This is a genomic window from Roseomonas mucosa ATCC BAA-692 (assembly GCF_000622225.1).
GTDB classification, from domain to species: Bacteria; Pseudomonadota; Alphaproteobacteria; order Acetobacterales; family Acetobacteraceae; genus Roseomonas; species Roseomonas mucosa.
Map to the genome: position 1 here is coordinate 18,782 of NZ_JHWD01000003.1, position 13,491 is coordinate 32,272.

The 13,491-nt window shown below is 72.2% G+C and carries 15 protein-coding genes; 1 reads left to right on the top strand and 14 read right to left on the bottom strand.

Features of this window, described 5'->3' with window-relative positions; all coding sequences use genetic code 11:
* Positions 1-202: 202 nt before the first annotated feature.
* From BT98_RS0104865 to BT98_RS0104930, 14 genes are all read right to left on the bottom strand, one after another.
* Positions 203-559: a hypothetical protein gene (locus BT98_RS0104865; protein ID WP_019463155.1), complete on the bottom strand. Its 357-nt coding sequence runs from the start codon at positions 557-559 to the stop codon at positions 203-205.
* Between the two features lie 202 nt (positions 560-761).
* Positions 762-1,736 (bottom strand): N-carbamoyl-D-amino-acid hydrolase, encoded by a 975-nt coding sequence (locus BT98_RS0104870; RefSeq protein WP_019463156.1) that lies wholly within the window; start codon positions 1,734-1,736, stop codon positions 762-764.
* A 40-nt stretch (positions 1,737-1,776) separates the two neighbouring features.
* Positions 1,777-2,265 carry a GNAT family N-acetyltransferase gene (locus tag BT98_RS0104875; RefSeq protein WP_037249944.1) on the bottom strand — a complete coding sequence of 163 codons (489 nt, stop codon included), beginning with the start codon at positions 2,263-2,265 and terminating at the stop codon, positions 1,777-1,779.
* An 8-nt stretch (positions 2,266-2,273) separates the two neighbouring features.
* Positions 2,274-3,653, bottom strand: a complete 1,380-nt coding sequence (locus BT98_RS0104880; RefSeq protein ID WP_019463158.1) for a dihydroorotase — start codon at positions 3,651-3,653, stop codon at positions 2,274-2,276.
* Positions 3,654-4,405: 752 nt separating this feature from the next.
* The gene (locus tag BT98_RS25940; protein WP_051544250.1) at positions 4,406-5,110 is read right to left on the bottom strand and encodes a hypothetical protein; all 705 of its coding nucleotides are present in this window, start codon (positions 5,108-5,110) and stop codon (positions 4,406-4,408) included.
* Positions 5,111-5,234: 124 nt separating this feature from the next.
* Positions 5,235-6,518, bottom strand: a complete 1,284-nt coding sequence (gene otnK, locus BT98_RS0104890; protein WP_019463160.1) for a 3-oxo-tetronate kinase — start codon at positions 6,516-6,518, stop codon at positions 5,235-5,237.
* 33 nt (positions 6,519-6,551) lie between these two features.
* The gene (locus BT98_RS0104895) at positions 6,552-7,418 is read right to left on the bottom strand and encodes a class I SAM-dependent methyltransferase (RefSeq protein WP_019463161.1); all 867 of its coding nucleotides are present in this window, start codon (positions 7,416-7,418) and stop codon (positions 6,552-6,554) included.
* A complete protein-coding gene (locus BT98_RS0104900; protein ID WP_019463162.1) occupies positions 7,415-8,455 on the bottom strand; it encodes a glycosyltransferase family 4 protein in 1,041 nt (346 codons plus the stop codon). The genes BT98_RS0104895 and BT98_RS0104900 overlap by 4 nt, the downstream gene beginning before the upstream one ends.
* Positions 8,452-8,853 carry a 6-pyruvoyl trahydropterin synthase family protein gene (locus BT98_RS0104905; protein WP_019463163.1) on the bottom strand — a complete coding sequence of 134 codons (402 nt, stop codon included), beginning with the start codon at positions 8,851-8,853 and terminating at the stop codon, positions 8,452-8,454. The genes BT98_RS0104900 and BT98_RS0104905 overlap by 4 nt, the downstream gene beginning before the upstream one ends.
* A 165-nt stretch (positions 8,854-9,018) precedes the next feature.
* Positions 9,019-9,996, bottom strand: coding sequence for a zinc-dependent alcohol dehydrogenase (locus BT98_RS0104910; RefSeq protein ID WP_019463164.1), 978 nt, complete (start codon positions 9,994-9,996; stop codon positions 9,019-9,021).
* Complete coding sequence (locus BT98_RS23290; RefSeq protein ID WP_115359236.1) at positions 9,993-10,796, bottom strand: RibD family protein; 804 nt, start codon at positions 10,794-10,796, stop codon at positions 9,993-9,995. The genes BT98_RS0104910 and BT98_RS23290 overlap by 4 nt, the downstream gene beginning before the upstream one ends.
* 117 nt (positions 10,797-10,913) lie before the next feature.
* Positions 10,914-11,321 (bottom strand): hypothetical protein, encoded by a 408-nt coding sequence (locus BT98_RS0104920; RefSeq protein WP_019463166.1) that lies wholly within the window; start codon positions 11,319-11,321, stop codon positions 10,914-10,916.
* Positions 11,318-11,680, bottom strand: a complete 363-nt coding sequence (locus BT98_RS25945; RefSeq protein WP_019463167.1) for a rod-binding protein — start codon at positions 11,678-11,680, stop codon at positions 11,318-11,320. The genes BT98_RS0104920 and BT98_RS25945 overlap by 4 nt, the downstream gene beginning before the upstream one ends.
* Positions 11,680-12,834, bottom strand: a complete 1,155-nt coding sequence (locus BT98_RS0104930; RefSeq protein WP_019463168.1) for a flagellar basal body P-ring protein FlgI — start codon at positions 12,832-12,834, stop codon at positions 11,680-11,682. Before BT98_RS0104930 ends, BT98_RS25945 begins: the two co-directional genes overlap by 1 nt.
* Positions 12,835-12,985: 151 nt before the next feature.
* Here BT98_RS0104930 and BT98_RS27585 point away from each other — a divergent pair, with 151 nt between their 5' ends.
* Positions 12,986-13,402 (top strand): flagellar assembly protein FliX, encoded by a 417-nt coding sequence (locus tag BT98_RS27585; RefSeq protein ID WP_019463169.1) that lies wholly within the window; start codon positions 12,986-12,988, stop codon positions 13,400-13,402.
* The last annotated feature ends 89 nt before the right edge of the window (positions 13,403-13,491 follow it).

The window sequence follows — 13,491 nt, forward strand, 5'->3', positions numbered from 1 at the left end:
CCTTCATGAAACGGGTCTCGGGCATCCGGCGGGGCACGGAAACCTGTCTCGCATGGAAACGCGCCGGAGGAAGTGAACCTCTAACACCGGGACCGCGGAGCCGCGACCGGGCCAGCGTACAGCTCTGCGTTGTCTTGCGGCCATGGCCTGCCGGAAGACGCGCCGCGTGGCAAGGACCCGCCCGCTCCCGCCAAGCCCTAACCTAGCGGATTCCCTGTTGCAGCAGGGGTGTTGCCTCGGGGCCGCCCGCCTGGGGGCCGGTTCCCGGCGGGCGCTGGAGATGCGCACCCCCCCGGATGTTGTCGGCGGGCGCCCCCTGCTGGCTGAGATCCGGCGCACGATCGGCCTCCAGCATGCCGGCCCGGGTCATCGCATCCGAACGGTTCTGCGGCGCCGCGGTCGGGGGCTGGCGGTTGAGGAGGTCCTTCTGCTGCTCCCGCCGGAATTCCTGGTCCAACTGCTGCTGGGCCTGCCGGGAGGCATCCTGTGCCCAGGCCGCACCGGTCATGGCGGGGCTGGCCAGGCTGGCGGCGAGAACCGCCATGACGACGCGTTTCATGGCCTGATGGTCTTCCTGTTCCGTTTCCTTCGCAACGCATCAGGATGCCCTTTGTTCCCATGACAGTCCGGGAGGCCGTCCTGCATCCGCCGCAGGGCCGCCCGGCGGCGCAAAGGGCGGTGGCGCGGCACGTGGGGGCCGTGTGGCCACTTTGGCTGGCCTGACGGTGCAGGCCGTTTGCCGAGCCTGTGTCCGCCCCGTGTCAGCGGCGCGCGCCGCGGGGTTGCCAAGCCGGTGGTTCGGACGAGCCCACCTGTTCCACGATGCGGCCATAGGCTTCGGGACGGCGATGGGCGGCGAAGTTGAAGATGGTGGTGCGGCCGAGATTGCACATGTCCAGGTCGCAATCCGCCACGATCAGCTCGTCGTCCCAGGAGGTGGCCTGGGCCATGATCTCGCCCTGCGGGTTGCAGATGATGGAATGGCCGAAGAGCTCGTGCCCGTCCTCCACCCCGCCCTTGGCCACGCCGACGCCGAAGCAGGCATTCTGGTAGCAGCCGGACTGGATCGAGAGATGGCTGTGCAGCACGCGCAGGTGGTGCGCCTCGAAGCCGCGCCGGTCCTGGTTGATGCTGGGGGTGTTGTAGCCGAGCATGACCAGCTCGACCTGCTGCAGCCCGAGCACGCGCCAGGCCTCGGGCCAGCGGCGGTCGTTGCAGATCAGCATGCCGATATTCACATCCTGGCCGCCGACTGGGGCGCGGACCACGGGGAAGCCGAGGTCGCCGACCTCGAAGTACCGCTTCTCCAGGTGCTGCACCTGCCGGACCGGGTCGTAGTCCTTGTGCCCGGGCAGGTGGATCTTGCGGTACTTCAGGACGATCTCGCCTGAGGGATGGACGAAGACGGCAGTGTTGAAGCGGCGCCCGTCCGGCGTCTTCTCGGCATAGCCGAGATGGAAGGCGATGCCGTACTTCCGCGCGGCCTCGAAAAGCGGCGCGGTCTCGTTGGAGGGCAGCGCCGTCTCGTACCAGTGGTCGGCATTGGCGATGTCCTCCTCGTACCAGCGCGGAAAGAAGGTGGTCAGCGCCAGTTCGGGGAAGACGACCACCTGGGCGCCGTGCCGGTGCGCGCGCTCCATGAGCCGGACCATGCGGCCAACCGCGATGTCGCGGCCCTCCGCCTTCTGGATGGGGCCGAGCTGGGCGCCGGCCACCGTGATGAGTCGCTGTGACATGGCGCAGGGAGGTACACCCGGCCCCGCCCCGCGCCAATGCTCAGGATGCGGGCGCCGGATCGTCCAGCATCAGCTTCATGCCGCTATGGGTGGCAGAAAGGCCCAGTTGCTCATAGAAGCGGCGGGCCTCGGCACGGCTGGCATGGGTGGTGAGCTGCACCAGGTTGCAGCCCGCCGCCCGGGCCCGACCGATGGCATGTCGCATCAGCGCCGTGCCCAGGCCGCGCCCGCGATGGGCGGAGGCGATGCGCACGCTTTCCACCTGCGCCCGCATCCGTCCGGTATGCGACAGGTGCGGCAGCAGCATGAACTGCAGGCAGCCGACCGGCTCGCCCGCTTCATCCTCCGCCAGGATCACCGACCAGCCGGGCAGGGCGGCAATGGCGGCGAAGGCCCGCTCATAAGCGGCGGGGAGCGCGGCATCGGCACTGGCCGCCGGCACCTCGCGTTGCACGCCGAAGCCGTCATCGGCCATCAGGCTCACGATGGCGGGCAGGTCGGCGGCGGTGGCGTCGCGGAAGCGGAGCATGGCGCGCGTCACCCTATATAGGTGTCACGGTTCTGGCGCGGCACGAATCCGCCGGTGCCGGGCTTCGCCAGCACCTCCTGGCCGTCCCAGATGCAGGCGCCGCGCAGATAGGTGGCGGCGACGCGCGCCTTGACCTCGCGGCCGTCATAGGGCGACCAGCGGGCATCCTCGCGGTCGCGGATCTCGGTGGCGTCGAAGGTGAAGTCGCCCCGCTCCAGAACGCAGAGATCGGCATCCGCGCCGACACGGATGGCGCCCTTCTTCGGGAAGAGGCCGTGGAAGCGGGCCGGGCGCTCGGCGCAGTAGAGCGCCATGAGCTGCGGGGAAAGGCCGCGCCCCACCAGCAGCGTGTACATCACCGGCGCGAAGGACTGCATGCCGGTGAGGCCGGCGCCGACGGCGAAGATGTCGCCCTTGTAGACCTTCTTCTCGCGCGGCCAGGGGGCATGGTCGGTGGAGACGTAGGCGATGCGCCCGGCCAGCAGCTCCTCCCAGATGCGCTCCACCTCCTCCGCCGTGCGGAAGGGCGGGTTGCACTTGCCGAAGCCTTCCAGCCGGACGAGGTCCTCCTCGGTCATGCAGAGATACTGCAGGCAGGCCTCGCCCGTGGCCTTGCCACCGGCGCGCCGGAAATCCTCCGCCATGCGGAAGCCACGGGCGATCGAGGAATGCGCCATGTGGACATGCGCACCCGTTTCCAGCCCGATCTCGAAGATCTCGCCGTCCGCCATGCTCTCGGCCAGAGGCGGGCGGGTGCGGCAGTGCATGATCGGGTCGGTGCGCCCTTCCGCCTTCGCCTGGGCGGTCAGGAACTCGACCATTTCCTGGTCCTCGTTGTGGACGGAGACCATCAGCCCGGTCTTCGCGATCTCCCGGAAAGCCTCGACCATGGTGATGTGGTCGATGCGGGGAAAGCGGTTCTCGTCGTATTCGTAGGTCGAGAGCTTGAAGGAACAGGCGCCCGCCTCGGCCAGGGCGGGGATCGCCGCCAACCCGCCATGCTTGCGGATGGTGGCGTAGAGGGCGACATCCACATGCGCCAGCCGCTCCACCCACTCCACCTTCTCGCGGAAGATGCCCGCATCCGTCACCGCGCGCGGCACGTCATAGGGCATGTCCACGCAGGTGGTGACGCCGCCGGCCGCCGCCGACATGGTCGCGCCCTCGATGCCGGGAAAGCCGACGGCGCTGCCGGTGTGCATATGCCCGTCCACCAGCCCCGGCAGCACGAGATCGCCGCGATGATCGGCCACCGCATGGGCGGCGGGCGGCTCGCCTTCGCCGATTCCCGCGATGCGGCCGGCGCTGACGGCCACCCAGCCATCGGCGAGGATTCGGTCGGGAAGCACCAGCTCTCCCCGGATCAGGGAGTCGTAGGTCCGGCTCATCGGGTCTGCCTCTTGGCTGATCGCGTCATCGTGTCTGCGGATGGACATGACGCTAGACCCGTTGCTGCGGAAGCGCGAGAGCGAGGCGCAGCGGGAAGCGCCGGGCCTGTCCCGCTGCCGCGCCGCGCAGGCGAAAGGCCGGGTCGGGCAGTGCCGCGCATGGCCAATGGATCGCCGGATTCCCTTTCGCACAAAGGCAGGAAGCGAAACCGCGCGCGACCGCCGGGGCATGTCGGAGCGTGGCGCGGACCACCTCCGGGATGCGTGCCCTGGGCCCTGTCGCGGGCGTTGCGTCCCAGGCGCGCCAGGGGCGTGACCTGCACCGGCATGGCGCCGGACGTATCCGCGCCTTGCATCAGGTGATATGCGGCGAAGCGCGCTGGACAGGGTTGCCGCGCGTTTTCGTTGACAAGCATCGGGTGCATCCCGATAGCGTGCGTCACGCGCCATGATTCGCGCGATTCGTCTGAAGCGACGCACGGCTGGGTGTCGGATGCGGCTTCGGCGAAGAGCTTCAGCAGGTGGTGTCGCGGAACGAGGAACGGTTCGAAACCAGGAACCGGAATGGAAGCCGGTGAGGCATCGCGCAACCGGGCAGTTCTCCCCGGTAGGCAGGTTCGGGATGCGACGTCCGGATGCGACCCCAGGTTCCGGGACGATCCGCCGGACAGGGCCGGTGACCTTCGGACCGGCGTTTCAACACATTCCCTTCGCGCGATTTGCAGCCGGAGACGGCATGGCACGTTGCCGTTTCAGGCCAACAGACGACAACCTTCAAAATCCAGCAGGAGACCAGTCATGAGTGAAGATACCGGCGAGAAGGCCCCGCGGGCCCAGGCCATGGCGGTGAGCACCACACGCCGCAGCGCCAGCGCGCGCCGTGGCACGGCCACCACCCGGAAGGCTCCGGCCGCGGCGAAGAAGCCCGCCGCGAAGAAGGCGGCAACCACGCGCACGGCCGGGGCAACGAAGCCGGCTGCGAAGAAGGCGTCGACGAGCCGCGCGGCGACCACGCGCACGGCCGCGGCGAAGAAGCCGGCCGCGAAGAAGGCGACGACGAGCCGCACGGCGACCACGCGCACGGCCGCGGCGAAGAAGCCCGCCGCGCGGAAGACGGCGACTGCCGCCCGCAAGGCGCCGGCCCGCACCGCGACCAAGGCCGCTGCGCCGAAGCGCGCCGCCACCGCCCGCAAGGCAACGACGCGCAGCGCCGCCAAGCCCGCCACGCGCCGCGTCGCCACGGCCCGCAAGCCGGCCACCCGCACGACGGCGGCGAAGCCCGCCACGGCGCGCAGCACGTCCCGCAAGCCCGCCGCCAAGCCGGCCGCCGCCGAGACCAACACGCGCTCCGAGGCCGCGAAGAAGGCCGCCGCGACGCGTGCGCGCCGCAAGGCAGAGGCCGCCGCGGTGGTGACGACGCCGGAGCCGGTGATGGACCTGCCGCCTGTCGTCGCCAATGACGGCGAGCCGCAGGAGGATTAAGGCAAAGCGCCTGACGGGCGGGAGCGGCCTTTCCGGGCGGCCCCGCTCCCGAGGCCGATGAAGCCAGGGGCGCCGCGGCGATGCGGCGCCCCTTCTTCGTCAGGACATGCTGTCGAAGGCGCGCAGGAACATGTCGCGCCCGCCGGAACTGCCGGATTTCAGCGCAAGGTGCAGGCCGGCGGGCTCGGCATAGGTCCAGGGGACGCCAGGCGCGATCTCGCCGCCGATGCGCAGGCTGCGCACACCCAGGCGCCGCACCACGGCGCCCGAGCTTTCCCCGCCCGCCACGACGATCCGGCCGGCGCCGCGTTCCACCAGCCCCGCCGCGATCGCGGCCAATGCCTCCTCCACCATCGCGCCCGCCGCCTCGCGCCCCAGGCGCCGCTGCAGCAACGCCACGCGGCCGGGCATGGCGGAGGCGGCGATCACCACAGGACGGTCCTCCCGCAGCTTGCCATCCACCCAGGCGAGCGCGCCTGCCACCATCGCCGGGCCGTCCTGCGCCAGCGGGTCGAGTTCCAGCACCGGCACGTGGTCGCGCGCGAAGCCGATCTGCCCCAGCGTCGCGCGGGAGCAGGAACCCGCCAGCACCGCGCAATGCCCCCGCATGGGCGGCAAGGCATCGGCATCGCCGCGCGGCGGCAGCAGCCCGGCGCGGCGGAAATTCTCCGGCAGGCCCATGGCGACGCCGGAGCCGCCAACGAGCAGCGGATGCGCCGCCGCGGCCTCGCCGATCGCCACCAGATGCGCGTCGGTCAGCGCGTCGAGGATGGCGTAGCGCCGGCCGGATTCCGCGAGGCGCGTCATGGCCTGGCGGATCGCCCCCGCACCCTGTTCCACCGTGCTGAAGCCCACCAGCCCGACACCGCCATCCGTCTGGCGCGACAGCACGCGCACCAAGTCGGGATCGCGCATCGGGGTGAGGGGATGGTCCTGCATCCCGCTCTCGCTGAGCAGCCGGCTGCCGACGAAGAGATGACCCTGGTACACGGTGCGGCCATTCGCCGGAAAGGCTGGGCAGGCAAGGGCGAAGCCCCCCTGGAGGCGCCGCAGCAGCGCATCCGCCACCGGGCCGATATTGCCCGCATCGGTGCTATCGAAGGTGGAGCAGACCTTGAACAGGATCTGGCGCGCGCCCGCCGCCAGCAGGGCCTCCAGCGCCGCCAGGGACTGCGCCACCGCCTCCGGAGCGGGGATGGCGCGGGATTTCAGTGCCACCACCACGGCATCGGCGTCATGGCCGGCCCCGGCGAGCGGCGCCTCCGGCACACCGATCACCTGGACGGTGCGCATGCCATGGCGCACCAGCATGGAGGCGAGGCCGGTCGCTCCGGTGAAGTCATCCGCAATGCAGCCCAGAAGAACAGGCTTCGGAAGGGGCATGGTGCAGTCTCCTCGGTGCGGGGGGGCGTTGGATCAGCCTGCGGCGGGAACCGCCAGCAGGTCGCGATGCCCGATCACCGCCCGCAGGCGATGCTGCCGCCACTGGCGGCTGCGGGCCTCGGTCCAGGCCTCCATGCGGCGCGGCTGCCGCAGATGGGCGCTCGCCGCATCGGCATGGCCGAGCATCAGCTCCAGCAGCAGCTCGCGATGGCGCCGGGGGCCGAGTTCCCAGGGCGATCCCGCCTGCTCCACGGCAAAGCCGCGCGCGGCGAAGGCGCGTGCCGCCGCCGCCGTGGCCCGGGCGCCCAGCGCCGGCCCGTCGAAGCCCTTGTCGCGCCGCTGGTCGCGCCGGAAGCCCTGCGCCACCACGCCATCATAGGGATTCGGCGGCAGGAAGCGGTCACGCCCGTCCACGGTCATGGCGGCGTAGAAGGGGCATTCGACCACATCAGCCAGATCCTCCAGCCAGTCCTCGGAAACGAGGTCCAGCAGCGCGGAGCAGACCACCGCATCGGCACCGCGCTTCGGCAGCCAGTCCGGCGCATCGGCGAGATCGGCGATCAGTCCCTCCACCCGCCAGGCGCCGCCGGGCGCGTGCACCAGCAGGGTCCGCTTGTTCGGGGCACTCACTGTCAGGCCGATGCCCTCCGCGCGGCGGGCGATGGTGTCGAAGGCCTCCTCCACCAGCGCGGCATCGCCATCCACCAGCGTCCAGGCCTGCGCGCCGCCGACCCGCGGGGCCAGCCAGCGGAACAGGCTGCCGGTGCCGGCGCCGAGATCGACCAGATGCGGCCGCTTCGGCAACAGGGAGACGAGGCGTTCCGCCAGCGCGGGGTCGCGCGCCCAGGCGTCGGCAGGCTCGCGCAGCGCCAGCCAGGTGGCGTCGAAGCTCTCGCTCACGCCGCGCCCTCCACCAGCCCGGCGAAGGCATTGGCGCGGTCTTCCCAGCGCGGCAGCCGCTGCCCGGCGGCCCAGGAGGCGTCGGCCATCTTCCGCCGCAGCGAACGGTCGAAGATCACGCGCCGCATCGCCTTGGAGAGGCTGGCGAAATCGCCCGGCGGCGAAGCGACGCCGGCGCCGGGCGGCATCAGCTCCGCCAGCGCACCGCCCTTGGTGATCGCCAGCGGCAGCCCGCGTGCCATCGCCTCGGCCACCGCCATGCCATAGCCCTCCCAGTGCGAGGCAAGCGCGAAGACGTCGCTGCGGGCATAGAGCGCCTCCAGCGCCGCGCCGGTTACCGGCCCGGCGAAGGTGACGCGTTCCTCCAGCTCCAGCTCCTTCGCCAGCGCGCGCAGCGCGGCGGCGCAGGCGGGGTCGGCATCCGGCCCGGCGATGGTCAGGTGCCAGTCGAGGTCCATGAGCCGCGCCACGGCGCGCAGCAGCACGTCATGCCCCTTGCGTGGCACGAGCACGCCGACGGCGAGGAGCTGGCAGGTCTCGCCGCCCGATCCGGCGGCACGCGGCGCCGGATCGGTGCCCGGCTCCACCACCGCGACGCGCCCGGGTTCCACGCCGAATTCGCGCGGCAGGCTTTCGGCGGTCAGCGGCGAGGTGGCGACGAGGCGCGAGAGGCGCGGATAGAGGATCTCCTCGCGCCGTCGAAGCTCCGCGCGGGTGGTGTCGTCATGGCCCGTCTCGATGCAGGTGGGATGGTGGATCAGCCCGATGGCGCCGCGCGCCGCCAGATCCTCCGCCAGCGGCGCGAAGGCGGGAAGGCCGAGGCTGTCCAGCACGATCCGCTCTTCCGCCGCGCAGGCGGCGAGTGCCTCGCGCGCGGAGGCTTCCGCCGCCGTGTCGGGCATCGGGTGCCGGCCGGCGAGCTCCACCACGCGCACCGCATGGCCACGCTCGCGCAGCCCGGCGGTGATGCGGCGGTCATAGCCGTAGCCGCCGCTCACCGCGTCGAAAGGGGCGGGGACGAGGAAGGCGATGTTCATGCCACCGCGCCTTCATAGGCGGCCCAGGCCAGCGGGCTCTCGCGCAGCAGGATCTTCAGCGACTGTACGGCGCGTCCGCCATCGCCGAGCTTCCCGTCCCGCAGGGCGGCCGAGAGCAGCCCGTGGATATGCGCGCAAAGGAATTCCGTGGTGGTGTTCTGCCCGGCCAGCTCCGGCACCTCGTCGAGGTTGCGGTAATCCAGCCCGTCCAGGATGCGGCGCAGCTCGACCCGCGCGGCGGCGATGTCCACCAGCAGGTTCGCGCCATCCAGCCGCGCGGCGCGGAACTCCGCCTCCACGACGAAGGTGGCGCCATGGACGCGCTGGGCGGGGCCGAATTCCTCGCCGCGAAAGGAATGGGCGATCATGATATGGTCGGCGACGGTCAGGCTGTACACGCGGAAGGAGCCTCCAGGCAAAGGGGCGGCGGTGTGGCCGGGGTTGCGGGCAGAATGAAGGCGGGGCGCCCCGGACGGAAGAGCGGGGCGGTGAAGGCCAGCGAAGCGGGCGAAGGCTTCCGGCGTGCGGCGCGCGACCGGTCCCGCGCCACGGCGCCGGAAGCCTCAGTAGACGACAACCGGGCAGAGCGGCGCATCCTGGCCCGGCGGCGGTTCGAGCAGCCCCGGCAGCGCCTGCGGCAGATCGGCGAAGGGCAGCACCGGACCGCAGAGCGCATCCAGCCTGGGATCGTCCAGCAGCGACAGGGCCAGCGCCAGGCGTTCCGCATGCGTGCGGCGACCGCGCATGGCGGGCGAGACCTGCCCGACCTGGGTGGAAAGGAGGCGCAGGCGGCGTGCGTGGAAGGCCTCGCCGAGCGGCAGGCCGATCTCCGCATCGCCGAACCAGGACGCCTCCAGGATGCGCGCCTCCATCGCCGCGCAGCGGAGCGCGAGGCGGAGCCCCTCAGCGCTGGCGCTGGCATGGATGACCAGTTCCCGTTCCGCCGGCGCCTCCTCCGGTCCGGCGAAGCGCAGGCCGAGCCGTTCCGCCACGGCCCGCCGCGCGGGATCGCGGTCCAGGATCTGGAGGTCGATGCCGGGAATGCGCGACAGCAGGAAGGCGGCGAGCAGGCCGACCACGCCCGCTCCGATGACCAGGGCGCGCTCGCCCGCGACCGGCGCGGCGTCCCAGAGGATATTGAGCGCCGTCTCCATGTTCGCGGCCAGCACGGCGCGGCGATCGGGGATGCGGTCGGGCACGGGAATGCACATCGTGGCTGGCGCCACGAAGCGGTCCTGGTGCGGATGCAGGCAGAAGACACGGCGCCCGAGCAGAGGTTCCGGCCCGGCCTCCACCACGCCCACCGCCGCATAGCCGTACTTCACCGGGAAGGGGAAGGCGCCGCCCATCAGGGGCGCGGCCATGACGCCCCACTGGCTTTCCGGAACGCGGCCGGCAAGCACGAGGCGTTCCGTGCCGCGCGACACGCCGCTGGCGAGGCTGCGCACCAGCGCTTCCCCGTCACCAGGTGGGGGCAGGGTCTCGCGGCGAAGCTCCGCCCGACCGGGCGCGACGCTCCAGAGCGCGGTGGCCTCCGTCACGCCGTGGCTTCCCGCGCTTCCGGCGCCGCGTCCCGGCAGATGCCTGGCCTGGCCCGGTCCAGGGGGATGTCGAAGAGCACGTCGTCGCCCAGCGGATGCACGGTCCAGGCGAAGCGCAGCCCCTCGGCGATGCGCGCGACCTCCGGCAGCACGAAGGCCGGGCGGCCGGAGCCCAGGATGACCGGCGCCACGGTCAGATGCAGCCGGTCCAGCAGCCCCGCGGCCAGGAAGCGGGAAACGGTGATGCCGCCGCCCTCCACGAAGACGCGGCGCAGCCCGCGCGCGAAAAGCGCGTGCAGCAGGGCGGGCAGGAAGTTGTCGCGCGGCAGGCGCAGGATCTCGGCGCTGCCGTGATGCGTGCCGTTGCCGCCCGGCGCGTCCCCGGCGCAGGCCAGCAGGGTGCGTGGTGGCCCGGCGAAGACGCGATGGCCGCTGCCCAGCCGGCGTTCCGTGTCGATCACCACGCGCACCGGGTCGGGGCCGTCCACCTCCCGCGTCGTGAGCCGCGGATCGTCGGCCGCGACCGTGCCGGCACCGACCACCACGGCATCGAAGAGCGCGCGCAGCCGGTGCGTGTGCAGGATGTCGCCCCGGCCGCCGATCCAGTGGCTGGCGCCGCAGGCGGTGGCGATGCGCCCGTCCAGCGTCTGGGCGAGGCGGCCGAGCACGAGGCAGCGGCCGGCCCCGTTTCCGGCGGGACGCAGCAGCGGCATGAAGAGGTGCGCGAGCGGATGGTCCGGCGGTGGCGACCCGCCGCGGGCCGCGCGCATCAGCATCGTCCAGGCGTCGTCATCTCCCATGCCCCTGGCTATGCCGCAGGCCGGAACGGCGCGCCATCCCGGGCACGGCATTCCCCGGGCGGCTCGCGCGATTGTTCGGCGCGGCCACCGCGCATCGGCGGTGCCGGGGAAAGGGGGTCAGGCGCGGGTGCCGATGCTCAGGAAGGGCACCGGGCGCAGCGGCGCGCGGCGGCCGCCGGTGGTGTAGGTGACCGGCTGCGCATGGGGCAGGGCGGCGCCCGCGATGGTCTCGATCACCTTGGCCTGCAAGGCGATGGCGCGTTCCAGCAGGCGGCGGTTCTCGTCTGACAGGTCCTTCAGGCGCAGGGACAGCTGTTCGGTTTCCTCGCGCTGGGTCTCGTCGGCGATCCGCGCCCCCGTCCGGTGCACGGCGACATGCGCGGCGGAGAAGGCCTCGGAGGCCCGGATCTTGGCATCCGCGAGCTTCGCGGCGCGCAGCAGATCGAGCCGCGCCAGGGCCTCGTTCTCCTCGGCCAGGGCCTCGGCGAGGCGTTGGCCGGCGGTGATCAGCGATTGCATCATCATGCGGGGGATTCTCCACCCTCCAAGGTTGAGGAAAGGTTCGCGGCGTCCGTCCCGGTTCCACCGCCCGCGCCGGCACTCGCGCTGGCATTCGCGCTCTGGGCGCGCAGCATCTCCTGCAGCACCGAGGCGGCGAGGCCGATGCCGCCCTGGCGGCTCCAGGCCTCGGCATAGGCATCCACCAGCATCGGCCGCCACTGCCCTTCCGCCGCGCCGCCGCCGAAGCTGCCGCCGCTGACGGTGGCGAAGGCGGGCTGCAGCAGCGCGCCCAGGGCCTGCGCCTCGAACTTCCGCGCGGCCTCGCGCATCGCCTCCGCGCGCGGAGGCTGGCCGGACAGCGTGGCGGGCAGGGTGGGGCCCATCAGCGCACCTCCAGCTCGGCCTGCAAGGCGCCCGCCGCCTTGATGGATTGCAGGATGGTGATCATGTCGCGCGGCCCGACGCCCAGGGAGTTCAGCCCGTTCACCAGCTCCTGCAGCGTGACGGAGCGCGGCAGGATGCCGAGGCGGCGGCCGTTCTGGTCGTCCACCTCGATGCCCGTGCGCGGCACCACCGCCGTCTGGCCGTTGGACAGCGGCGCGGGCTGGCTCACCTGCGGCGTCTCGGTGATGCGGATGGTCAGGTTGCCCTGGGCGATGGCGACGGTGGAGATCCGCACATCGGCGCCCATGACGATGGTGCCGGAGGCCTCCTCGATCACCACCTTGGCCGACTGGTCGGGGACGACGCGGAGCTGCTCGATCTCCCCCAGCAGGCCGGCCACGTCCATGCCGCGCGTCATCATCACCACGGTGCGCGGGTCGGTGGCGGTGGCAAGGCCGGGGAAGCGCGCGTTGATCGCCCCCGCGATGCGGCGCGCCGTGGTCATGTCCGGGTTCCTCAGGCCGAGGCGGACGCGGTCATGCCCGGCCAGCTCGAAGGGGATCTCGCGCTCCACCACCGCGCCGCTGGCGATGCGCCCGGCGGTGGGCACGCCCCGCTGCACCGAGGCGGCCTGCCCCCGGGCTCCGATTGCCCCGGTGGCGAGCGCGCCCTGGGACACGGCATAGACCTCCCCATCCGCGCCCAGCAGCGGCGTGACGAGCAGCGTGCCGCCGGTGAGGTTGGAGGCATCGCCCAGGGCGGAGACCGCGACGTCGATGCGCGAGCCGGGGCGGGCGAAGGCGGGCAGGTTCGCCGTGACCATCACCGCGGCGACGTTCTTGGTGTCGAGCTGCTTCTCGTTGTCGCGGGTGTTGACGCCCAGGCGCTCCAACATGCCGACCAGGGACTGGCGGGTGAAGACGGCGGAGCGGAGCTTGTCGCCCGTGCCGGGCAGGCCGACCACCAGCCCGTAGCCGACGAGCTGGTTGTCCCGCACCCCCTCCACATCGGCGATGTCCTTGATCCGTACCTGGGCCTGGACCGGGGGAGCCAGAAAGGCCAGGGCCAGGGTCAGGACCAGCGCCATCAAGGGCCGGACCAGGAGAGGGAAGGCGCGGGCCGGCCGCGCCTGGGTGAATCCGCATCCGGCCATGTTTGCCGTTCGGAAACCGGTTCGGGGGAGGATAGGGCGCATCACGCCACGGCACAGCGCAACCGCCGTGCCAGGAACGGGGTGGCGGCAGCGCGGCAGAAGCTGCCGCCACCCCGGCCAAAACCGCAGCCCGGCGGCAAAAGGAGCCCGGATGATCCAGCGCGTCACCGAGACACGATCCACCCCCGCTGCCCTCGGCCCGCGCCGTGCCACCGGGCGGGGCGGCGGCTTCCGGCTGGCGGAGGGTGGCGAGGCCCAGGCCGCGGCGGCGGAGGGCGCCCTGCCGGTCCTCGCCGCCGGATTGCTGGCGATCCAGGAGGGCGGGGAACAGGACGGGGAGCGCGACCGGCGGGCGGCCCGGCGGGGCACGGCGATGCTGGAGGAGCTGGCCGGCTTCCAGGCCGACCTGCTGCGGGGCCGGGCGGATCCCGACCGCCTGCGGCGGCTGGCCGGGCTGTCGGAAGGCGAAATGCCGCCGGATCCCCACCTGGCGGAGGCCCTGGCCGCCATTTCCCTGCGCGCGAAGGTAGAGCTGGCCCGCCTGGAGGTTCGCGGGCGTGGTGCCTGAGCCACCCTGTCTCTGAAACATCTCAACTGCCCTCTTGGCTTGGCAGCCATGCGCCTTGTATGAGGCTCACGGTTTCGTGGACCGGGAAT

What these genes read in the sequence shown, in the direction of transcription:
- BT98_RS0104865 (WP_019463155.1), bottom strand. Translation starts at nt 559, where the DNA reads ATGAAACGCGTCGTCATGGCGGTTCTCGCCGCCAGCCTGGCCAGCCCC.
- BT98_RS0104870 (WP_019463156.1), bottom strand. Translation starts at nt 1,736, where the DNA reads ATGTCACAGCGACTCATCACGGTGGCCGGCGCCCAGCTCGGCCCCATC.
- BT98_RS0104875 (WP_037249944.1), bottom strand. Translation starts at nt 2,265, where the DNA reads ATGCTCCGCTTCCGCGACGCCACCGCCGCCGACCTGCCCGCCATCGTG.
- BT98_RS0104880 (WP_019463158.1), bottom strand. Translation starts at nt 3,653, where the DNA reads ATGAGCCGGACCTACGACTCCCTGATCCGGGGAGAGCTGGTGCTTCCC.
- otnK (WP_019463160.1), bottom strand. Translation starts at nt 6,518, where the DNA reads ATGCCCCTTCCGAAGCCTGTTCTTCTGGGCTGCATTGCGGATGACTTC.
- BT98_RS0104900 (WP_019463162.1), bottom strand. Translation starts at nt 8,455, where the DNA reads ATGAACATCGCCTTCCTCGTCCCCGCCCCTTTCGACGCGGTGAGCGGC.
- BT98_RS23290 (WP_115359236.1), bottom strand. Translation starts at nt 10,796, where the DNA reads ATGGGAGATGACGACGCCTGGACGATGCTGATGCGCGCGGCCCGCGGC.
- BT98_RS0104920 (WP_019463166.1), bottom strand. Translation starts at nt 11,321, where the DNA reads ATGATGATGCAATCGCTGATCACCGCCGGCCAACGCCTCGCCGAGGCC.
- BT98_RS25945 (WP_019463167.1), bottom strand. Translation starts at nt 11,680, where the DNA reads ATGGGCCCCACCCTGCCCGCCACGCTGTCCGGCCAGCCTCCGCGCGCG.
- BT98_RS0104930 (WP_019463168.1), bottom strand. Translation starts at nt 12,834, where the DNA reads ATGGCCGGATGCGGATTCACCCAGGCGCGGCCGGCCCGCGCCTTCCCT.
- BT98_RS27585 (WP_019463169.1), top strand. Translation starts at nt 12,986, where the DNA reads ATGATCCAGCGCGTCACCGAGACACGATCCACCCCCGCTGCCCTCGGC.